The organism is Alteromonas sp. KS69 (assembly GCF_003989595.1).
In the GTDB taxonomy this organism is placed as follows: Bacteria; Pseudomonadota; Gammaproteobacteria; order Enterobacterales; family Alteromonadaceae; genus Alteromonas; species Alteromonas naphthalenivorans.
Window position 1 is genome coordinate 235,658 of the sequence record NZ_PYHU01000003.1, and the last position, 22,331, is coordinate 257,988.

A 22,331-nucleotide genomic window follows, 5' to 3' on the forward strand; every position below is an offset into this window, starting at 1 on the left:
GGCTTATCCGCCCCAACTGCCCTTGCGTGAGCTACTTCCCCACGATGATTTTGCCCTTACACTGCTACCAAAACCGCCGCGCTTCATTGTGCGATTTACCGTAGGTTTGGGTTTCAGTGTATCTGAGCCCACTTTGTAATTGCGCTTGCGAATATCACCGCTAAACACATTTCCATCAGCCGTAACCCAACGAGAGCGATATGAAGAGTAGGGTGAATATGAGGTATAGAGAGGCTGTGAGTAATAGCGATTTGGCGATAACAACTGACTTACCATGAAGCCTGCCATAAAGGGCATAAATACACTGCCTGAATTGGTATTCACCGTGCGGCATTGGTTGGCACCAAATTCGTACTCACAATCGTATTCGCTATTAAAGCGAGGGCTAGTACGCATGGCTTCTTCTGTCGCGGTTTTATAAGCTGCATCACAGCGCTCTACTGCATCAGGGAAATCTCGCTTGCAGTCTTCCAGTGAAGTGTAAATTTGTGCGTCTTGTTTCTCTTCACCACAAGCACTTAGGAAAACGCTGGCAATACCAATAGCGAGAGGCTTTAACGCGTAGCTTTTGCGCATACGAGAAAGGTTAATACCTGAGCTACGTTTTCGGCTGGTGGCAGAACCACTTGACTGATTATCTGTCATAGCATCTTGTGCTGCGTGTGATTTATTAGAGTTTGTCATGGGTCCCCCTTAATAGGTCATGCATGCCGCATTTAATAAACCCACTGCAATAGACATACTGGCTAGCATCACGCCTGCAGAAACTTCATTTTCGTTAATACGCTGAGCAATTTTAGGCATAAAGGTAAAACGTAATAACGCAAAGGCTAACGATTGCGCAATAATAGCGACAACAGCCCAAATAATGAAATCGACAATAGCGACTGAGTGTGTCGCTGCGCTAGCAAGTGCAATAGCAAAACCAACAATCGCGCCGCCAAAACCAATTGCAGCTGCTACGTTTTTCTCTTCTTTAACTAGTTTCCACTCATCATGTGGGGTCACTAGGGCATACACCAGTTTGAAGACGAATAAGAAAACAATTGAGAGGCCGAAATACACCGCAAAGTTATCTAATCCTGCCAATGAGTCCATAATAGTGTTCATAGAACGTCCTTACCTTTATATGTCGATTAACCGTTTATCGTAATGTCTGCGGGTTCTACGTCAAACCCCGTGGAAATAACTAGGCAGCGGTCGAAATTGCTACCCACTATCTTTTCTTCGCCCGCCACCAGTAATGACTCCACTCTATCATTTTCTATCTCTCGTTCGTAGAGCATCATAAACTGATCGGTAGTGCTGATATCTTCATCTTCTTCGTAGGTGGTTTCTGTCACTGCTACGGGCGGTGATTCTGCCCCTACGGCCTCCCAGACTCGCTTAAATACTTTGCCATCAAGAGTATAAGTAGGTTGGCTAATCAGGGTATTTACGCACGATTTCCATTGCTGTTCACTGCCAATGGTTTCAGTACTGTAAAAATGCCAAAGTTTAACGTCGGTAATATGATTCTCTGTAAGCCCGCCATCAAGTACTACTTGTAAAAAACCATCATCGTCTGTGTAAAAGCGCAGCAAAGTACCGCCAGTATCAAGTGGTGCTTCACCCACGGCTTGAATCAGCTGAGAGCGAGCGGCTCCCTCGATGGTAAGGGAAGGCTCTAATAACGACAGCTTTAAATTATCTAGCTCGAATGAACCACCTAAATACAAGCCCATCACTTCAGGCGCTTTGGGTTTTTCTGGCGCTTTTTTCTTAAATAATTTACTAAACACAATACACTCCTGTGCTATTCGGCGTCTAACGATGGCCAATTGATAGCATTAATGCGCCTGTCGGCAATGTAAAATAAGGTATCGCCTGGTGCTAGGGTTGAGTCTAACGGCGGGTTCACCACCATGTCTTTCACTTGGCCGTGTGGGGCATAACCAATAAATATGGCATCGTGTCGGCGCTTTAAGTTCATAAATAGTTTGGCAACGGAAATAGAAGGACTGTCTTTAGGTATTTTCACTGAGAACTGCGCTTGCCCTTCGCCAATGCTTAATAAGTCGTGATGCAGCATACTGGAACCGGGATCGAATGCCGCTTTCGCCAGCATTTCAACGGCAACACTAGGTGTACATTCCACTTTTGGGCAGTGTTCTTGTAGCAAGCCTACTAGGCTATCATCATTGAAATAAGCAACTTGATGGGCTTGCGGATTTCGTTTCGAACAATACAGCGCAGTGGTCATAGTGACATCATCTTGTGGATTGTCGATGAGAATTGTTTGAGCCGCGTCAATACACGCCCGATCCATATCGTCGTCTTTGTTAAACGAGTCTACTTTAACGAATTCTATAATACCTGGCATGGGGTTGGTGATATCCGCTTTTACACACAGAACAATGTCGGGCCGTTCGGTCATGGCTTCGCGTTCTTGCAATAACAAATTTAACAACAACATAGTGCGTTGCTCATTCCAACCAATCACCAATATATGTTTACTAACATTTAGGCTTGTCATGCCCATTACCCCTTTTTTCCATTGTTCAGATACCCAGGCTGCAATTCGGCCAATTACCATGGCAAAAATACTTAGTCCTAAGGGAATAACGTAAAGTGCTACGATGAGCTTGCCGGCGGAGGTCGTGGGTGATAAATCGCCATAACCCACCGTCGATGCGGTAACAGCTAACCAGTAGATAAAATCGGCTTGTGCAATTAATGCATTTTCGTTGGCGGCATAGAGTAGCCAATAACTACTCACACCATAGAAGGCGGTAGCGCCTAAAATCGTGTACCAACGAGATTCGGCGAAATACTGCAGCATGATTTTGCGCAGCTGTATCCATTGCGACATAGCGAGAAACAACCTTTGTTTGTCTTTCTTTAACTGTGCCTTTAAGCGAGGAATATGTCTATAAAAGACGAAACGGGAGCCTAAGCTCCCGTTAAATATTAATTTATTTGCCTAAAATACGAGCAAGTTCATCATTGGCGGAGGTTTTTCCCCCTTTTATACCGGCTTCAGAAAGGCGCTTTTCTAAATCGCTGCTCGACTCTTCAGTGGCAAGTTCTTCCGCCGCTTGAAGTTCAGCGTTGCGCATCTTCTGCTTATCTTGAATGCGTGAAAGCGATTCCGTTGCAGTTTTCATCTTGCTGTTCGCGCCCATGTGGCGAGACGAAACAGCAACTTGGGCCTTTTGTACACTTTCAGTGGCTTTCACCATATCCACTTGCTGCTCTAAACGGCGTAAGTTTGCTTTTGCTTGCTGGATATTCTGTGCCAATTGCTTCTCTGATTGTTGGAACTGATCAAGATACGCTTGTTCTTGCGCTTGCTCTTCTTTCAACTCAGATACCTTTTGGGCACAATCAAGGGCTAACTGACGATCGTTATCAATAGCTTTGCGTGCATGCGCTTCGTATTCTTCAATGGAAGAATTAAAGCTAGCGACTTTTTGCTGAGACAACTTACATTTCGCTAAAATCTGCGTTCTAGCATGATCAGATTTACGTAACTCTTCTTTAGCTTCTCTAATTTCCTGCTCCAGAATACGGATAGCCTGGCTATCTACTACCGACTGTGCCGCTTCGTTGGCACCACCCTTTACTGCAGTAACTAATTTTTTCCAAACTGACATTCGCTTCTCCTTCGAAGTAAATATTAACTAAGGTGTGTTTCGTAGGCATCTAAAAATGATGCAACGTTCTGAAACAGTGTTTCTACTTCAATCACAATACTTTCTGATTTCGATTGGGCACTAAGCGCACCAAAGGCAACGTAGTATTCCTCATCGCCAACAGTGGAAATACCAACCGTAGTTAACGGGAACAACATATGGGTAGATAAAATTTCGTGATCTAAAGCCGCTTTGTCTTTCACTTCCGATGAAGCAAACAATAAAGTTTCCACTAAAATTTGCTCGCCGCTAATAGCCAGCCACGCGTCTATACCGTCTTGATTCGCAATGAGTAAACAGTTTTCCTCACGCGTCACCACAAAGTCATCGTGCTCTTTAAACAAAGATTCGATGCTCTCTAGATCCCAACTCATACAGTTCTCCTTTTCGATTGAAGCGATAATGTCGAGTGCCACTGTAACCACAATTTACGCACTCGCCAATATTCTTGACTTGCAGTGTAGACGTATTATGCCATAATCGTCAATAACGAATATGCTTTTAATGTGTAAAAAAGTGTGTTTTTGTAAAATATACGTCACAAATGGGGTGTTTAATTGAGTGCTAAAAATGCATGGCGACAAACCGTAGCGCGACTCGTTAAGTCTGAAATGTCTGTGCGTGGAGTGAAATATCAAGCGCTCAGTCAGCGTTTAGCCGACATTGGTGTAGAACAAAGTGCTGATAATTTAAGAAATAAGGTGAATAAAGGCATTATGGGCGCAGATTTGTTAGTACAAATATTATACGTCCTTAAAGCGCGAGCGGTAGATGCGGCGTTAATAGAAGAAATCTTAACTGATCTTGACGATACAAACAGGTAAAATGCTTCATTACAAAAAGGATATGAAGTGAAACGTTCGCTTAAGAAGTCGATACCAATCGACAAGCGAAAAAAAACCCGACAAATGTCGGGTCTAAGATAAGGAATGTTAAGGGAGAACATCATCACTATCTGGGACGAATCTTAACCGTTTAAGGTTTTTTCTTCTATCTTTGTTTGATATTCGACCGTATTGGGTTCCATAAGTAGGTGTAGTAAATTATACATGGCTACTTTAGGCTAATAAAAATAACAGGTTGGATGATTGAGTGGAGTTGTATTTCGGTTGAGTTAACCAATGTGCATAAAACTTAAATTTACTTAATATTCAACTTTTGTCTTAATTCTTTAGTTCAATTTTAGCGTTTTAAATAGTAAATATGAAATTATCAGATTATCGCTTCACACTACCAGAAAACCTGATTGCCAAGTACCCAACAGAAAATAGAACGGCAAGCCGTTTACTTCAGTTGAATGGTAAGTCGGGCGCAGTTACTCACGCTATGTTTAACGACATGCTGTCGTTAGTAGACGAGGGTGACCTTCTGGTTTTTAATAACACCCGTGTGATACCTGCGCGGCTGTTAGGCAAGAAAGAAACCGGTGGCCACGTTGAAGTGCTTATTGAACGTATTTTAACCGAGCACACCGCACTTGCGCATGTTCGAGCCAGTAAAGCACCAAAGCCTGGTACCCGTTTGTTGCTAGAAGAGCATGTAAATATCACGGTTGAAGGGCGTGATGATGCTTTGTTCTTGCTGCGCTTCGACCATGAAGAAACGGCACTTTCATTGTTAGAGCAGTATGGCCATATGCCATTGCCACCCTATATTGACCGCCCTGATGAGTCTACCGACAAAGAACGCTATCAAACGGTTTACAATGAAACGCCAGGCGCAGTTGCAGCGCCAACGGCGGGCTTACACTTTGATGACAATATGCTAGCGGCGTTAAAAGCAAAAGGCGTGAACTTGGCCTTTGTTACCTTGCACGTTGGTGCAGGTACGTTCCAACCTGTAAGGGTGGAAAATATTGAAGAGCATAAAATGCATGCTGAGTATGCCGAGGTATCTCAAGAAGTGGTAGATGCCGTATTGGCAACCAAAGCAAAAGGTAAGCGGGTGATTGCGGTAGGCACTACATCGGTACGTTCGTTAGAATCTGCGGCAAAAGCCAGTGTAGAGCGATCAATCGAAAATAATACAGGTGAAAACCCTGTGATTGCTCCGTTTTACTCAGATACTGAAATTTTTATTTATCCGGGTTTTACCTTCAAAGTAGTCGATGCCATGTTTACCAATTTTCATTTGCCCGAATCGACACTAATGATGCTGATAAGTGCTTTTGCTGGTAGAGAAAATGTGATGAATGCTTATCAAGAAGCCATCGAGAACGAGTACAGGTTCTTTAGTTATGGCGACAGTATGTTTATCGAAAAAGCCTAATTGAAAGATAAAGCTTCACGATATTTTAGGGAATAGGGCAGAGGATGACCGCCCTATTTCTTTATCTCAACGATAAACATGCGTATTGGGCATGATCTCAGAAGAATAACTGGTATAATCGCCCACAATTTCGTTTGACCCAGCGCCAGAGCGCGCACCTAATTGGGAACGCTTTACATGCAATTTGAGTTGTTGAAAACCGATGGTAAAGCCAGACGCGGACGTCTGGTTTTTGATCGTGGTGTGGTAGAAACCCCAGCATTTATGCCAGTGGGAACCTACGGCACAGTGAAAGGGATGACCCCTGAAGAATTAGAAGACAGTGGTGCACATATTTGCCTTGGCAATACATTCCACTTGATGCTGCGCCCTGGCACAGGCGTTATACGCCAGCATGGCGACCTGCATGATTTTATGCATTGGGATAAGCCTATCCTTACCGATTCAGGTGGCTTCCAAGTATTCAGTCTAGGTGATTTGCGTAAAATCACTGAGGAAGGGGTAACCTTCCGCTCGCCAATTAACGGTGAGAAGATTTTACTTACGCCAGAAAAATCAATGGAAGTGCAACGCGATCTGGGTTCCGATATCGTGATGATTTTCGATGAGTGCACGCCTTTTCCTGCTACTGAGCAAGAAGCACGCGTTTCTATGGAAATGTCATTACGCTGGGCGAAGCGAAGCAAGGAATCTCATGGCGACAGTCCTGCTGCTTTGTTTGGTATCATCCAAGGTGGCATGTATGAAGGTCTGCGTGATGTATCGCTGGCTGGGCTAGAAGCTATTGGCTTCGATGGTTATGCCATTGGCGGCTTATCGGTTGGTGAGCCTAAAGAAGATATGATCCGCATTATCGACCATACCGCGCCGCAAATTCCAGAAGACAAACCACGCTATTTAATGGGTGTCGGTAAACCAGAAGATATTGTAGAAGCGGTGCGCCGTGGTATCGATATGTTCGATTGCGTTATGCCAACCCGTAATGCAAGAAACGGTCATTTGTTTGTTACCGATGGCGTAGTAAAAATTCGTAATGCGGTGCACCGCAACGATACGTCACCTCTTGATGAAAATTGTGACTGTTACACTTGTAAAAACTATTCTCGCTCTTATCTACATCATTTAGATAAGTGTAATGAGATTTTGGGTGCGCGTTTAAACACCATCCATAACCTTCGTTACTACCAACGTGTTATGCAAGGCCTTCGCGATGCTATTGAAGCAGATTCGTTGGACGAATTCGTACACACTTTCTATGAACAAAAAAATATGCCGGTTCCGGCACTATAACAACGAAAATAATTGGGGAATTTTATGAGCCTATTTATCTCAAGCGCACACGCGCAAGCTTCTGGCGGCGCTGCACAAGGCGGTGGCATGGAAATGATCATCATGTTGGCCGTATTCGGTTTAATCTTTTACTTCCTACTTTATCGCCCTCAAGCGAAGCGTGTAAAAGAGCATAAAAACTTAGTTACCTCACTGGGTAAAGGCGATGAAGTGCTAACGCAAGGTGGCATTGTTGGTCGTATTACTAAAGTGTCTGACGACAAAGATTTTATCGAAATTTCTCTTAACGACACGAACAACATCGTTGTGCAGAAGTCGTCTGTAACAGCTGTGTTGCCAAAAGGCACGATGAAGTCGCTGTAATTGACAAACGCCGGGGCCGGGACCTTCCCGGTACTGGCACGAAAGGAACTATCCAGTGCTAAATAAAAATTCAATCTGGAAAGTGCTAAGTACGCTTGTCGTCATTGGACTATGCGCACTTTATGCACTTCCCAATATCTACGGTGAAGATCACGCAGTGCAGATTTCTGCAGGCCGTGACGCTGTCGTAACCGAGTCAATGATAGGCCAAGTTGAGTCTACGTTGGCGGCAAAAGGTATTACTCCCAAGCGCATCGAATTCGAAGATGAGCAAATTCTCGTTCGTATCTCAGATTCAGACACTCAATTAGTTGCCCGTGAAGCATTAGAAGATGCATTAGGTGACGATTACTTTGTGGCAATGAACCTTGCACCTGATACGCCAGAATGGCTTGAAGGGTTAGGTGGCACGCCAATGAAACTTGGTTTGGATTTACGAGGTGGGGTTCATTTCTTAATGGAAGTGGACATGACCGAAGTCATCACGAAGTCGTTAGAAGATGCTGAAAGTGGATTTCGCACCTCTTTGCGTGAAGAAGGCATTCGCTATCGCGGTGTTACGCAAAAAGAAGACTACGTAGAAATTACGTTCCGTGATGAAGAAACGCTTGATAAAGCAGAGTTTTTCTTACGTAATCAAAATCGCGACCTTACGCTAAGCCAAACTGACGACCTAGTACTTAGAGCTGTTTTCTCTGAAGCTAAACTTCAAGAGATTCGCGAGAACGCGGTTAAGCAAAACATTACGATTATTCGTAACCGTGTTAACCAGTTAGGTGTTGCTGAGCCTTTAGTTCAAAAGCAAGGTGCCGACCGTATTGTTGTGCAACTTCCTGGTATTCAAGATACGGCCCGTGCGAAAGAAATTCTAAACGCAACCGCAACTTTAGAATTTAGAATGGTTGATCAGAAAAACGACGTGCGTGACGCTATTAGCGGTCGTGTACCAGCGGGTTCTCAAGTTATTGAAGACCAGCAAGGTATTCCTCAGTTGCTTGAAAAGCGCATTATGCTTACTGGAAGTCATATCATTGATGCCAATAGTGGTGTAGATGAATACGGTTTGCCTAACGTTAATATTTCTCTTGATTCAGAGGGCGGCAATAAAATGTCTCGCTCGACTCGAGGCAATATTGGTAAGCCGATGGCTACGGTATTTATTGAATACAAGTCGAACGGCGAGCGTAATAAAGACGACAAGCTAATCTTCGAAAAGCACGAACAGGTTATTTCCGTAGCCACTATTCGTGCACAGTTAGGCAGTAAGTTTCAAATTACGGGTCTAGATTCACCGAAAGAAGCCCGCGACTTAGCCTTGTTACTCCGTGCCGGAGCATTGATTGCGCCTATTCAAATTGTTGAAGAGCGCACAGTAGGGCCAAGTTTAGGTAAAGAGAACATTGAGCTTGGTACACAAGCTATTGTGTATGGTTTGTTGGCGGTACTTGTGTTTATGCTCATTTACTACAAAGCCTTTGGTATTGTGGCAAACATTGCACTTATCACCAACTTGGTGATGATTGTGGGTATTATGTCTATGATCCCTGGTGCGACGCTAACCTTACCGGGTATGGCGGGTATTGTTCTTACCGTTGGTATGGCGGTAGATGCTAACGTACTTATATTCGAGCGTATTCGCGAAGAGATACGTGATGGAAGAAGCCCTCAACAGGCCATTCATCATGGCTATGACAGCGCGTTCTCTACCATTTTAGATGCTAACATCACAACGTTCATTGCGGGTCTTATTCTGTTCGCTGTAGGAACCGGTCCAATTAAAGGCTTCTCTATTACGCTAATGATTGGCATTGCTACCTCTATGTTTACTGCCATTTTACTAACACGCGTTATCGTTAACGCTGTGTGGGGCGGTCGACGTAATGTACAGAAATTAGCGATATAGGAGCAGGACATGCAATTATTAAAGTTATCTGAAACCATTAATTTCATGCGTCTGCGTGTGCCAGCGATGGTGCTATCTACCATTCTTATTTTAGGCTCATTCGTCTCTTTGGGCGTTAACAGTCTTAATTGGGGATTAGATTTCACTGGCGGAACGTTAATTGAAGTGGGTTATGAAGATTCGGCAAACCTAGAATCGATTCGTGCGTTACTTAACAACGCGGAATTCGAAGACGCTATTGTACAAAACTTTGGCAGCAGCCAAGAGGTGCTAATTCGTATTGCACCTCGTGACGGTGTTAAAGCGGCCACCATTGGTGAGCAAGTATTAGCAGCGTTACGTGCCGACGGCACTGCGGTTGATATGCGTCGTATTGAATTCGTAGGGCCAAATGTGGGTGAAGAGCTTACTGAGCAGGGTGGTTTGGCCATGCTAGTGGCGCTCATCTGTATATTGGTTTACGTTGCCATGCGTTTTGAATGGCGTTTCGCGCTAGGTTCGGTATCGGCCCTTGCTCATGATGTTATTCTAACCTTGGGGTTATTTTCGATACTTCAAATTGAATTTGATTTAACGGTACTCGCAGCGGTATTAGCGGTAATTGGTTACTCGCTTAACGATACCATTGTTGTCTCTGATCGTATTCGTGAAAACTTCCGCAAAATTCGTAAAGGCGAGCCCATTGATATTATCAATATTTCGCTTACGCAAACCTTGAATCGTACAATCATTACATCACTCACCACGGTATTAGTGTTGATTGCCTTGTTCTATAAAGGCGGCGCACTCATTCATGGTTTTGCTACTGCATTGTTGTTTGGTGTTGTTGTTGGTACGTATTCTTCCGTTTATATTGCAAGCTCAGTTGCACTAGCACTGGGTATTAGTAAAGAAGATTTGATGCCACCTCAGGTAGAAAAAGAAGGCGCTGATTTAGACCCAATGCCCTAATTTTTGACGCTAGGTTCACAGGTTACAAAAAGCTAGTCAGCAATTGACTAGCTTTTTTTTGCTTTCAATTTACGCGGCAAGAGTTAAGCGGGCTTTTAAGGCGTCTTTGTAACGCCTAGAGACGGGAACTTCAGTGCCATTTAACAATGTTAAAGTGCCATCTCCGCTGTCTTCAAATCGTATATTATCTATAAGTGTGCTTTGCACCGCATAGGAACGATGAACACGAATGAAGCCTTTTTCACTAGCGTGTTCACAGAAATGTTTCATGGTATACCGTAATGGAAAGGTCGATTTAACCGTGTGCAGATTAATATAATTGCCTGATGCTTCTACCCAATAGACGTCACTAAGTTTTACTAAAAATTCTCTGTTTAGCTTCTTTACCAATAAATTGTCAGGCATGCCCGAGGTGGGGGTATCCCCTCTAGCGCCACTAACTTCCCCAGGCGCATCATGCTCCCGAATAGCAGAAGCCTCTCCTATAAGTCTTCTATAACTGAACATCATGATGTAATAAAAGGTGATAAGAGTGATATAACCCCATAAATCCTTACGGTACTCATAGAAAAGTTCGCTGGCTATAGGCCCGAAATTATATTCTTTGTCCGATAGTAAATAGCACAGCTCTCTAAAGGCCACCATCAAAGTGACATGTGCAAATGAAAAAAGGCTCGCAAACGCAAAATGCCAAAGTAACCATGTCCTAATCCCAAATGCGTAAGTATCAAGTTTGCGGATGAAATAAATAAGGGGGACGACTAATAATGCAGTGGCCAATGCGCTGCTATATTCCCACAGATAAGGCTCCCACAACGAAGTGCTGTTATTTGAATCTCTCGAGAGCTCTGTCCAATCTGATGCAGCATTAATCGAGTTATTCAAAAATAGATAAATCACCAGCAGTACAAAGGCTGCCCATTTATGATATCGCTCTGTATCGCGAAAAAACTGACTGAGTTTTTCGTCACTGCTACCCACCGCTCACCCCCAATTACTCATTCTCTCGTCACTCTACGCTAGTGTAAGTAAGAAAATCTACGTTATATCAAACCCTATTACTACATTATTGAATAGGGCAGACAGTAATGACACAAGCAATAAGTCGCAGCGAATCAACCCGGTTTCATGAACTCGATGCACTAAGAGTGATCGCCTTTGGTGTGTTAATTCTCTATCACATTGGTATGTACTACGTTTTGGAATGGGGGTGGCATATCAAAAGTGAACAGCCTCAAGCGTGGCTGCAAGACGTGATGATTTTAACTAATCAGTGGCGAATGTCGCTGTTATTTCTAATTTCTTCGATGGTACTCACGGTATTGTTGACGCGCGTAGAGCCTAAACCGCTTCTATTCCTAAAACGGGCAGGGAAGTTGATAATTCAGCGAACCCAACGTTTAATGATTCCGTTATTATTTGGCATGTTTGTGATAGTTGCCCCACAAGTTTATATTGAGTGGACGGTAAATGGGGTGATAGACACCACTTTTACGCAGTTCTATTTAGAATACATTAACCCTAATACACAATGGCTTACCGAGCGTCATTCTGACATTGGCTTACTCACATGGAATCACCTTTGGTTTCTCCCTTACTTGTGGGTGTATTCCTTATTGTTAATTTTGCTGTTTCCGATAATGGCTCAGTTGGCAAAACTCCAGATTGGAATAATAAGCTTTTCTTTTGCATCCTCTACAGCAATGGTCGCAATATGGCTAATGCTGCGAAATACATACCCCACTACACACGATTTGCTAAATGACTGGTACAGCCATGCTAAATACTTCCTTGTTATGGTGGTAGGTGCCGTTATCATTTTGCAGCCCAAACTATGGGAAGCACTAGAGCGTACTCGTTATGTAAGCGCGGTGGTGGCGTTGTGCATGTATTCACTTATTATCGCAGATAGGCATGACATGTTTGGGCCTGTTGGCGACTGGATGACTGAGTATTGGTGGTTCAGAGTGATGGTCGGTTATATTGTAGTGCTGAATCATTGGGCTTGGTTAGCGGCGATACTAGGTTTTGGTAAGCGTTATTTAAATAAACCCATGGGTTGGGTAAAATACCTTAATAGCGGTGTGCTTTCTTACTATATGATGCACCAAACACTGATTGTGGTGGCCGCGTATAGCCTTCATTCAATAGGCTTTCCAGTAGGCATTCAGTTTGTGCTCATTTTACTATTTACGTTAGTTGGTTGTGCGCTAACTTATGAACTTGCCAAAAGAAACATGGTTACACGAGTACTATTTGGGTTGAAGGCTAGGTCGCAACGACCTAACCAAGACATTGATACAACCATTACGCTATCTTCTGCATCGGCTTATTCAAAGACAGGGTCTAAGCCGCCTACAAAAGCCAGCTTATAAACAGGCACAAAAAAAGCGGTGTATGAACACCGCTTTTTTTTCATTTTATACGAGACGCTAAATCAATGAGCTGCCTTCTAAATGCAAAGGCTATTTTAAATGCTTAACTAAGCCTTGAACTACCTTGGCGCTACCAGCAACAATTTCACCGCTATAAAGTGGATCGTTACCGCCTTTAAAGTCGGTGACTAGGCCACCAGCTTCACGAACAATAAGTTCGCCTGCTGCGATATCCCACGTTTTAATACCACGTTCCCAGTAGCCATCATGACGGCCAGCAGCAACGTAGGCTAAATCTAACGCTGCACTACCTGCACGGCGAATGTCGCCACACTCATGGAAAATTTTGTTTAGGCTTAGCGCATACTCGCCAAACTTAGCTTTGTTTTTAAACGGCATGCCAGTGGCGAGAATAGTCTCATTTAAATCACGAGGCTTAGACGCACGAATACGGTAACCATTTAGCTGAGCGCCTTGTCCACGGCTAGCTGTGAATAACTCGCTACGAATAGGATCGAATACAACAGCTTGGTCTAGACGACCTTTGTGAAGTAATGCAATTGATACGGCAAAATGAGGAATGCCTTTAATGAAATTGGTGGTGCCATCTAATGGGTCAATAATCCACTGGAAATCTGTATCTGCGCCGGCAGTTTCGCCAGACTCTTCGCCCATAAAGCAGTGATTTGGGAATGATTGCTGAATTTTAGCAATAATAGCTTGTTCAGCATCTTTATCGATTTGCGTAACGAAATCGTTAGCGCCTTTTGATTCAGTTGCTACTTCGTTGTGTTTTTCGAAACCACGAACAATAATTGTGCCAGCCGCACGCGCTGCGCGCACCGCAATATTCAGCATAGGATGCATAGATAAACCACCAATTGTAAAAGACCAAAGAACAGACCTTGACCATAGGTTAGCCCAACATGCGTTTTACGCAAGTGACCCACAAGGTAAGGTGTTCAAAACGCGCGCATCTTAACCAGAATGCTCGTGTGATGCAAATGAAATGTGGGTAGGTCGCACAACTACGGATGATGCCGACTGGTTTGAGGCATCAATGTAGGCCTTCAGATAGCCATCTATACCGCCATTGTGCTACTATTCGCTCAATATTGACGAGGCTACAGGTAATAAAAAGCATGCTCGAGAACATCCGTATTATTTTGGTGAGTACATCACACACTGGCAACATTGGCTCTACAGCGAGAGCAATGAAAACCATGGGCTTGAGTAGCCTTTATTTAGTTAATCCTGTTCATGAGCCTGATGGCCAAGCAAGTGCCTTGGCAGCAGGTGCTGGAGACGTCCTCGCCAATGCTAAAATAGTGAGTACATTAGAAGAAGCCGTGTCTGATTGTGGTTTGGTGGTCGGTACTTCGGCCCGTTCTAGAACCCATTCATGGCCTATGCTTGGGCCACGTGAATGCGGCGAAAAACTAGTACAGGAAGTCAGTAATTTCCCCGTAGCACTGGTATTTGGTCGTGAAAATAGTGGATTAAGCAACGAAGAGTTGCAGCAGTGTCACTTCCATATGTGTATTCCAGCAAATCCTGAATATAGCTCGCTTAACTTAGCTGCCGCGGTACAAACCTTATGTTATGAAATTCGTATGGCCTATCTTAATCGCGAAACCTACCCCAGCGTTGAAGAAGAGTACCCACTAAACGAAGATTTAGAGCGTTTCTATACCCATCTGGAAACGACTTTGGAAAGCACCTCTTTCATTCGTAAAAGCCATCCTGGTGTAGTGATGACTAAACTTCGACGTTTGTTCAATCGCGCGCGTCCTGAGTCTCAAGAACTGAACATACTACGTGGTATATTGGCGTCTATCGATAAATCGGTGAAAGCGCCAGCGCCTGAACCTGAGCCTGAAATTGATAACGATAATGAATCACCTAACTAGACGAGGCACTCGTGTTCTCTAGAATTAAAGATGACATTCAAGGGGTATTTCATCGCGATCCTGCGGCACGAAATACCTTTGAGGTTTTAACCAACTATCCAGGTTTACATGCGGTATGGCTGCATCGTGTTAGCCACAAATTGTGGAAAGCCAACTGGAAATGGTTGGCACGTAGCCTCTCTACATTTAACCGTTGGCTGACTGGGATTGAAATTCACCCCGGTGCTACCTTAGGGCGCCGTGTATTTATCGACCATGGCATGGGCGTAGTGATTGGTGAAACTGCAGAAGTGGGCGACGATGTTACTTTGTATCACGGGGTGACATTGGGCGGTACAAGTTGGACGCCGGGGAAACGTCATCCTACGTTAGAAAAAGGCGCCGTAGTGGGCGCGGGCGCTAAAGTGCTTGGTCCTATTACCATAGGGGAAAATGCCAAAGTAGGCTCAAACTCCGTAGTGGTGAAAGATATACCTGCGGGGGCAACTGCAGTGGGTATTCCTGGGCGTATAATTATCTCTAAACAACAAAGTGATGCAGCGCAGGTTAACCCCAACCGCAATAAAATTGCGGAAAAATATGGGTTCGATGCTTATGCAGTTGCGCCTGACAATCCAGATCCTGTCGCTAATGCCATGGGCATCATGCTGGAGCATATGCATCAAATGGATACCAAGGTGGAAGAGATGTGCAAAGTGATTCAATCACTCGGCGGTGACGTTTGTACTGATAACTTGCATAACATATCTGCGCAAGATTTCGCTGATACGGGTATTGAGTTTGCAGATGAGAGTAAAGCTAAAGCTGGCCAAGAGGCGTTTGACCCAACAATCTAATCATTAGAGGTTTGTTAAACTAACGGTATTTAAGTTACTAATTTTAGAGCTTAAATAGTTCAGCGGTAAAACCCTTTTTACGCTAGCCGCTGCTCGAGAAATGGTAGTAGAGCGCGACATGTATGACAAAATCATTGTCGCGCGTGTCTGACAGAAATTACCTATTCCATTGGCTTTCTACCGAACAGAGTAAGAAAAATTGCTGCCCTGGCTGGCGGCTATAACCGATTCACTTGAAGTGCTTCACAAACATGACGAGAACGCTAAAGGCCTGTGAACTACATTCTGAAAAAAGCCAACCGTCTGTATTGACCGAAAGGCCAACGCTATTATTGTTCGATCACTGACTTCATGTTGCCATACCGATAAAATTAAAACTGGCTGTTCCAACCTCCTCTTGATATATTTCCATGCTCAATAAACAAGGCCAGAAGTAACATGGACGTGCCGTAGTGGGAATACCAGACAAACATAAACAGGAAATTTCTCTATTACACGGCTTTATTGCCCTTTTCTTAATTCTCGTTGTTAGTGGTTTTACTTCTTATGCGCTGAACCTAAGTTGGGGATGGCTTCGTCAGGCGCTAGCCCTTGTGCACCTGTTTGCAGGTTATGTAATTGGTGCCATTTTCTTTTTTTACTCCTATAAGCATTTTAAACGAACGGTGGGTTTTCGACGGACTGGCTCGATCATTCTTGGCGTGATTTTATTTCTTGCAATCTGCTATCTCGCGCTAACAGGTGTTCTGATCAGTTTTACCGGAGTATTAAAAAAACAAGCTTGGTTGCTCGACAGCCACATAGTGTGTGCAATCCTAACGCTTTTCCTGTTAGTCTTTCATTTAATTTGGCATTACATAACATTCCCAAGAAACAGACGTTCAAGCGTTCCGTCTGGGTTTATTACGCTTTCTAATAAAATAATCAAACCTATTTTAGTTGTAGTAGGGGTTGCATGTGCTATCACCATTACCCTGTTGACTGGAAACTACTTAATCCAAAATAATTACCCAAATAATACGGTGGACGATTATCTTTATGCTTATGGCGACGGTCCTTTTTTGCCCAGCTTAACTATGACCGAGAGTGGTACTTTTGTACAACGAAGGTATATTGCAGAATCTGCACAATGTATTGAATGCCATAAAGGGATAGGTGAGCAATGGATGGCTTCTACGCACAGACATGCGGCGGATGACCCTACATACGTACGAAACGTGAATTTGCTGACGGAATCTAAGGGCATTGCACCAACCCGATATTGTGAGGGGTGTCACGCACCAGTGGCTTTGTTAACTGGACAGTTAACACCGGGGGGGAGCCATGGAGGTAAACTAGGTACTGTTGCAAACAAAGAAGGGATCAGCTGCATGTCATGTCATGGCGTGAGTCACTTAACTAGCTCAGAAGGGGTGGCAAGTTATCATTTTTCCCCCAGAGAATCATATCTGTTTGCCAATGTGGATGTATGGCCTCTTAATTTTTTACATCAACAGGCGCTAAAGTTGGTTCCACAGCGTCATGCGAAGGATCTCTTATCACCGCTGCTGCAAGAGTCGCAATTTTGCAGTTCATGTCATATCCAGTTTATGGATAAATCCATGAATAACTGGGGCTGGGTAAAAATGCAGGATGAATTTCTAGCCTGGTCAAACAGTAAGTTTAATTCGCCTAAAGAGCTGAGGTTTTCTCATCCACAAAACAAACAATGCCAAGACTGCCACATGCCGATGATAAAGGCTGACGACATCGCAGCCGATGGCGCAGGGCAAGTACGTTCTCACTACTTTGTCGGTGCCAACGTAATGTTGGCGAAACATTTCGGTAACGAAACATTATTTGAAATGACCAAAGAATTTCTGCAGCAAGACAAAATTCAGTTGTCGATTGAGCCTCCCGAAGATGAGCAGGCCAAACAAAGCGCACTGTACCTTAAAGCTGAGCTGAGAAACCAGCACAAATATCCGGTTGCGATGTATCGGGGAGAGCACAAAAAAATCAAAGTGTTATTGACGAATCAAGGCGTTGGGCATAGTTTTCCCGGTGGCACCATAGACTTAAATGAAGCTTGGATTGACTTTAAGGTATATGACGGACAGCAACGTCTTGTCACCTCCAGTGGTCAGTTGCAAACAGACGGGTCCTTGGGGGCAGACACGGTTGTTTACAAAGAAATCGCAATCGACAGACACGGTAAAGAAGTATGGCGTCACGACTTGTTCAATATGGTTGGGCGAAGTTATGTTAATGTGATCCCTGCGGGGTCTACTGACGTCGTAGAATTTGATCTCATAGTGCCAGACTGGGCCACATCACCACTTACTATTTCAGCCACACTTAAGTTTCGCAAACTCAACCAGAAGTATTTAGATTGGGTTAATCTAAAACAATCAGTTGATACGAATCCAATTATAGATATTGCACGAGACAGTGTCAGCGTAAAAGTGCTCAAAGCACCAGCGAGTCAGTAGTTTTTTTTGATGCGAGCACATAATGCTGGCGCCACTGCGAATCAAGTACATAACCTTTAGCTTGCGCGTAACGGATAAAGCTAGCAATCCAAACATTATTTACCTGATTAGTAGAGACACCGGTGTAACTGTGCTGAAGATACAAAAACTCAAAAATTCTGGTCAGCTGTGGGCTTTGTTCTGTTAACCCTTCTTTGTGTACATTTCGCGCAGCACGGGCCAGTTGATTTATCACTACCCGTTTTTTCACCTTTGAGTCGGATTGCATCAAGTAACTAAGTGCCATGGGGTTGTCTTCCAAGATAGCACTAAAACCACTTCTAAGGTACTTCATGTCTGGCTCAAAGCGTTGCTTACAATACTCTGTTAAAGAAGCGCGAATACGACACTCTTTTGATATAGCTGACCGAAATGCTGGGGAGTACTGGTTTAAATCTTGGTTTTCGAAAAAGGACTGTAAGCTTTGCAAAGTTAAGTAAGGAATAAACCAAGATTGCTCAGGATAATGCTCTAGTAGTAACTGTGAGTAATCTTCAGATAGGGGCAGACCGAGTTGGTTCATTTTTAAGATAATGCGTTCAATATCCTTTTCTGAGCGCAACCGATTGAGTTGACTTATCGCTCGCAATTTATCCTGCTCTGTTGCTGCTGAGACAATATCGATAGTATGGGCGATGGAAAAATGACTAAACAGAGTCGAATTAAGGTAGGTGCTGACCCACGAAGTTTTAGTTGGGTCCGATTCCGTCGTTATTGTGGGCCCAAAAACGTTTTGTAAAACAAGTCTGTCAGTATGAAGCCTGAATACCAATTCATCATTTTCAGTCCGCTCAACAATAGATTTTATCCTGCCAGGTTTTACGTCAAGTTTAGTTAACGTCACTACGCATTCGGCTTTAAGAACCGGTTCGTTAACGTTGGAACAGATCTGCGTTAATGGGGCTAGTGCTTTTCGGTACTTCAAAAAGCCAATTGTTCTAATGACGGATGCAATTAGGGCGTTTGATGCGTGTTGATTCTGTTGGTCCTGGCGAAGAAATGCCATGAGCGAAGCGCCTATTGTTGGGTCTTCGCTCGCGCTCAAAGCATGAAGCGCACAAATTGTCTCAGACTCGAAGGGCGTTCTCAGCGCGCGGTGCAATAACTGAGACTTCAGTACTGGCTTATTTAATGGAGCCACCTCTTCTTCCCAGAACCAGTAATTAAGGTTATCTGTTAGTTGGCAAAATTGTGGTTCTGGCAGTGAACGAATCAAATAATCCAAGTGTTCTACAAACAGATCACTTTCGGTTTTACTGATTAACTCAATAAGCATGGCATAAAGTTCACCACGCTGCTGCGATGGCGGAAATCGCTGCATCTGGTTAAATAACCAACTGATTAATGTGATGACTTCCTGACTTCTCGCCTGCGAAGTTTTCACTGTTACAAATTTATCATGGTTTAATTGTCTGGCAAATGTCAGCAGTGAGCTAAGCGAGGGATCAATTGTTTGCGATAGCGCGGGAATAAGTTCATTTACCGGTAAATCTATATACGCAAAAAAATTGTAATGGCCGGCCTCAATTGAGTCAGTATGGCTTCTTGTTTTTTTCGAGATAATGTCGATCTTGCCTTGTGCCAAACTCAACTGATAAATGTTGTTTAGTGCTAAGTTTTCAAAAATATTTTTGTTATCAGGTCCTGTCACTTTAAGAGATACGTTAGATTCAAATTGACCTAGGCCGAAATGCACCCTGCGTTGGCTTGAAGACAGAAAGGGCTGAGGCTTCACTAATGTCTTGGTTGCTAACTGCGTGTTTGACTCAGTGTTTAAAGTAAATTCTACTAGATTACAGAGGTTTATTGGCTGACAGGTGAAAGATATCCAATTATTATTGGTGTCAGTGCGATTCATATACAGTGACAGCGCACCATTATTGTTGTTTACGGCGTAATCAAGTTTCCCATCGTTGTCAAAATCAGCAGACGCGATCCCTCGGGAGGAACGTTTTAGTGTGGGAAACTGGGAAAATAAAGTTGACTCAAATCGCCCATTGGCTATCTGAAGTCTTCCGGAATTGACATTTCCTACTGGCACATAAGGGGTGTCAATATGGGGTTCTGCGTTGCCCTTTGCTATGATGAAGTCTTCACGGCCATCATTATTTAAATCCTCAACAATTGCTCCCCAAGATTGCACTGAAGCGTCCTTATCGGACGTTGCGAATAATTGCCAAGCTCTGTCCTTGTTTACTTGTTCACCTGCCAAATGCAATTGAGTGCTTCCCCCTCCAAAGGGGATGAACAACAATGCAGTTTTATCTGAAACCTTTATAGAACTGAGTTGAACGTTGGGGGACTTCTTAAAACTCAATAGTTTGGTAAAGAGGTCACTTGACTGGTTATCGCCAAAACCAATAAAGTCTGAATTTGAACCTGAGCCGTTTGCAATATAGTAGCCGCTTGAAGCGGACTTATTTCCGGCAATAATTTGTTTGGGTATAATACTTAAAGTTCGGTCATAACTTGATAGTTGCAGAGTTTCGAATAGAGGAGTAGGTGTGTTGGCTTGGGTACCGCTATTCAGCAGAATTGCGTTTCTTAATCCATTGTAGTTTTCAGCATTAAATTGCGAATCGGTTTCATACCCGTATTCCTGGTTCCCTATCTTTATGTCATTCTCATAATCTAGAAAGTTGGCGACGAGAATATCCTGCTTGCCATCTAAATTGTGATCCCAAATAGTGATCGATAGCGGCCAGTAAGGTTTTGGGATCTCACCTATTGTGGACCGACTAAAAGTTTTGCCATTTATGTTAGTGAGCAAGATTAATTCGTTAGTTTTACCATAAACTAGCTCTGGATATCCATCGTCATTCAAATCGCCAACAGCACAGCCATATCCACCAGGTAACTGCGCTTCTCCTGCTAAGGTGGTGACATCTGTAAAATACTGTCCGGCGATATTCTGATAAAGCTTGGAACCTGTCGGGTTGTTCCACCAATGTTGTTTTCCATATCGACGAGTAACGCCTTCGCCACCCACAACAAATACATCTTCATACCCATCTTGATTGAAATCTATGACACATACACCTGAACCCATTGCATCTTTGATACCGGATAGCTTTTCAGTGCGCTGAATATGTTTGAACATGATGCCCTTTACAAAGGCTGATTCTACAAATTGAACAGGCGTTTGCTCAGTTTGAAAATTGATAGGATTTACTGACTTGGAGGTTGTCGAAAAAGTAAAATCAAAAATGAGATTTAGTGATAAACAGATAACACTTATCAATCCAAAGGTAGGTAGTACTTTGATATTAAGAAGAGCTTTTTTCACAACAATCCTTGTTTTTCAATAAACTGTAACACTTTACGGGGAAGATGCCTTTAACGAAAGTCTATTCCGTTCACAGAATAGCAACAAGAAAAAAGAATATTCTTTACTTGAAAAAGTGACAAGTGTAATATTTACCTGTTGGTGTGAAAAATATACAATTTCTAGTGCTTTACTCATACGTCGATGATTTGCACTAGGTCTTAAGGTTCATGAAATACGACCCCGTGGGTGCAGGCTGGGCGTAATTTGTACGGAAAAAATAATAACAGAATGGATGCGGTTTATGGAAAGCAGTAAAATAACTAAAGCCTGTATTGTGCTTTTATGTCTTGTGCAATCTCTCTTTTTTAGTACGGCAGCACTTGCGACCCTAATTAATAATGGTGATTTTTCATCAGGACTGAATGACTGGAGCGACGCGAGTTTCACTGGCTCAGTGACAGAGAATGACGGTCAGGCTATTTTATCATCAGGTGATAATACTGACCCGTTTGCAGCCGTCCTAATACAAGGTGATGATGGAAGCTTCCTTTTTGATTCTCCAATCATGGTTGACCCTAATGTATCAATGTTAAGTGTCGATGCGGCGCTACTAAGTATGCTTTTTGATCCAACAGAGCAAGGCGGCTCTGCTTTCAGTGACACGCTTTTTTTGGCAATTTATGATGCGGTTGACTACACCTTTGATGCTGTGTTTGAAATTCCTGCACTTGGAAATGTAGCTGAAACCTTCTTATTTGATATGAGTGATTGGTTAGGCCGAGGAATTGCCATCTCATTTGAACTTGCCGATGAAGATGATGGTTTTAATCTTTCCTACTCAGTAGACAATGTCCTCTTTACTTACAATAACACGCCGGTGCCTGTGCCGGAACCAGAGTCCTTCATTATGTTACTCGTTGGCCTCACGCTGTTAGCTCGTTGTCGCAAGTCTGCGTAAACAAAAAACAAATTTATTATAGGGG

Annotated in this window: 20 protein-coding genes and 1 pseudogene; 12 read left to right on the forward strand and 9 right to left on the reverse strand. The window is 43.4% G+C overall.

What is annotated here, in order from left to right; translation table 11 throughout:
• Positions 1 to 3: 3 nt before the first annotated feature.
• From C7Y69_RS02440 to C7Y69_RS02465, 6 genes are all read right to left on the reverse strand, one after another.
• Positions 4 to 645, reverse strand: a complete 642-nt coding sequence (locus tag C7Y69_RS02440) for a DUF1190 family protein (protein WP_041452750.1) — start codon at positions 643 to 645, stop codon at positions 4 to 6.
• Between the two features lie 48 nt (positions 646 to 693).
• Positions 694 to 1,110 carry a DUF350 domain-containing protein gene (locus C7Y69_RS02445; RefSeq protein ID WP_126871688.1) on the reverse strand — a complete coding sequence of 139 codons (417 nt, stop codon included), beginning with the start codon at positions 1,108 to 1,110 and terminating at the stop codon, positions 694 to 696.
• Positions 1,111 to 1,136: 26 nt separating this feature from the next.
• Entirely contained in the window at positions 1,137 to 1,781 is a 645-nt protein-coding gene (locus C7Y69_RS02450) for a YjfK family protein (RefSeq protein WP_013783246.1), read from the reverse strand.
• A gap of 14 nt (positions 1,782 to 1,795) precedes the next feature.
• Positions 1,796 to 2,851: a potassium channel family protein gene (locus C7Y69_RS02455; protein ID WP_185864127.1), complete on the reverse strand. Its 1,056-nt coding sequence runs from the start codon at positions 2,849 to 2,851 to the stop codon at positions 1,796 to 1,798.
• A 103-nt stretch (positions 2,852 to 2,954) separates the two neighbouring features.
• On the reverse strand, positions 2,955 to 3,635 hold the full coding sequence (locus C7Y69_RS02460) for a PspA/IM30 family protein (RefSeq protein ID WP_126871689.1): 681 nt from the start codon (positions 3,633 to 3,635) through the stop codon (positions 2,955 to 2,957).
• Between the two features lie 23 nt (positions 3,636 to 3,658).
• Positions 3,659 to 4,048, reverse strand: coding sequence for a DUF2170 family protein (locus C7Y69_RS02465; protein WP_013783249.1), 390 nt, complete (start codon positions 4,046 to 4,048; stop codon positions 3,659 to 3,661).
• Positions 4,049 to 4,285: 237 nt separating this feature from the next.
• Between C7Y69_RS02465 and C7Y69_RS02470 the strand changes: the two genes are divergently transcribed.
• The 6 genes from C7Y69_RS02470 (at position 4,286) to secF (ending at position 10,449) form a co-directional block, all read left to right on the forward strand.
• Entirely contained in the window at positions 4,286 to 4,498 is a 213-nt protein-coding gene (locus C7Y69_RS02470) for a DUF6471 domain-containing protein (RefSeq protein WP_232043593.1), read from the forward strand.
• A 379-nt stretch (positions 4,499 to 4,877) separates the two neighbouring features.
• Positions 4,878 to 5,942, forward strand: coding sequence for a tRNA preQ1(34) S-adenosylmethionine ribosyltransferase-isomerase QueA (gene queA / locus C7Y69_RS02475; RefSeq protein ID WP_126871690.1), 1,065 nt, complete (start codon positions 4,878 to 4,880; stop codon positions 5,940 to 5,942).
• Positions 5,943 to 6,119: 177 nt separating this feature from the next.
• Positions 6,120 to 7,232 (forward strand): tRNA guanosine(34) transglycosylase Tgt, encoded by a 1,113-nt coding sequence (tgt, locus tag C7Y69_RS02480; protein ID WP_013783252.1) that lies wholly within the window; start codon positions 6,120 to 6,122, stop codon positions 7,230 to 7,232.
• Positions 7,233 to 7,256: 24 nt separating this feature from the next.
• Positions 7,257 to 7,595: a preprotein translocase subunit YajC gene (gene yajC / locus C7Y69_RS02485; protein WP_013783253.1), complete on the forward strand. Its 339-nt coding sequence runs from the start codon at positions 7,257 to 7,259 to the stop codon at positions 7,593 to 7,595.
• Between the two features lie 55 nt (positions 7,596 to 7,650).
• Entirely contained in the window at positions 7,651 to 9,498 is a 1,848-nt protein-coding gene (gene secD / locus C7Y69_RS02490; protein WP_126871691.1) for a protein translocase subunit SecD, read from the forward strand.
• Positions 9,499 to 9,507: 9 nt separating this feature from the next.
• Entirely contained in the window at positions 9,508 to 10,449 is a 942-nt protein-coding gene (secF, locus tag C7Y69_RS02495) for a protein translocase subunit SecF (RefSeq protein ID WP_126871692.1), read from the forward strand.
• Between the two features lie 69 nt (positions 10,450 to 10,518).
• Here the strand turns inward: secF and C7Y69_RS02500 are convergent, their stop codons facing one another.
• A complete protein-coding gene (locus tag C7Y69_RS02500; protein WP_126871693.1) occupies positions 10,519 to 11,430 on the reverse strand; it encodes a LytR/AlgR family response regulator transcription factor in 912 nt (303 codons plus the stop codon).
• 107 nt (positions 11,431 to 11,537) lie between these two features.
• Here C7Y69_RS02500 and C7Y69_RS02505 point away from each other — a divergent pair, with 107 nt between their 5' ends.
• Positions 11,538 to 12,824, forward strand: a complete 1,287-nt coding sequence (locus tag C7Y69_RS02505; protein ID WP_126871694.1) for an acyltransferase family protein — start codon at positions 11,538 to 11,540, stop codon at positions 12,822 to 12,824.
• 90 nt (positions 12,825 to 12,914) lie between these two features.
• On the opposite strand, the gene suhB is transcribed toward C7Y69_RS02505, so the two are convergent.
• Entirely contained in the window at positions 12,915 to 13,691 is a 777-nt protein-coding gene (suhB, locus tag C7Y69_RS02510; protein WP_013783261.1) for an inositol-1-monophosphatase, read from the reverse strand.
• Positions 13,692 to 13,966: 275 nt separating this feature from the next.
• Between suhB and trmJ the strand changes: the two genes are divergently transcribed.
• The 4 genes and pseudogenes from trmJ to C7Y69_RS02525 all read left to right on the forward strand — a co-directional run bounded on the left by trmJ (position 13,967) and on the right by C7Y69_RS02525 (position 18,041).
• A complete protein-coding gene (gene trmJ, locus C7Y69_RS02515; RefSeq protein ID WP_013783262.1) occupies positions 13,967 to 14,734 on the forward strand; it encodes a tRNA (cytosine(32)/uridine(32)-2'-O)-methyltransferase TrmJ in 768 nt (255 codons plus the stop codon).
• Positions 14,735 to 14,745: 11 nt separating this feature from the next.
• On the forward strand, positions 14,746 to 15,570 hold the full coding sequence (gene cysE / locus C7Y69_RS02520) for a serine O-acetyltransferase (protein WP_013783263.1): 825 nt from the start codon (positions 14,746 to 14,748) through the stop codon (positions 15,568 to 15,570).
• 61 nt (positions 15,571 to 15,631) lie between these two features.
• Positions 15,632 to 15,879 (forward strand): annotated as a pseudogene (locus tag C7Y69_RS21765) (PhoH family protein); the annotation flags it as partial.
• 143 nt (positions 15,880 to 16,022) lie between these two features.
• On the forward strand, positions 16,023 to 18,041 hold the full coding sequence (locus C7Y69_RS02525; RefSeq protein ID WP_126871695.1) for a multiheme c-type cytochrome: 2,019 nt from the start codon (positions 16,023 to 16,025) through the stop codon (positions 18,039 to 18,041).
• On the opposite strand, the gene C7Y69_RS02530 is transcribed toward C7Y69_RS02525, so the two are convergent.
• Entirely contained in the window at positions 18,019 to 21,366 is a 3,348-nt protein-coding gene (locus C7Y69_RS02530; protein ID WP_126871696.1) for a CRTAC1 family protein, read from the reverse strand. The genes C7Y69_RS02525 and C7Y69_RS02530 overlap by 23 nt on opposite strands.
• Positions 21,367 to 21,649: 283 nt before the next feature.
• Here C7Y69_RS02530 and C7Y69_RS02535 point away from each other — a divergent pair, with 283 nt between their 5' ends.
• Positions 21,650 to 22,306, forward strand: coding sequence for a PEP-CTERM sorting domain-containing protein (locus C7Y69_RS02535; protein ID WP_013783266.1), 657 nt, complete (start codon positions 21,650 to 21,652; stop codon positions 22,304 to 22,306).
• The last annotated feature ends 25 nt before the right edge of the window (positions 22,307 to 22,331 follow it).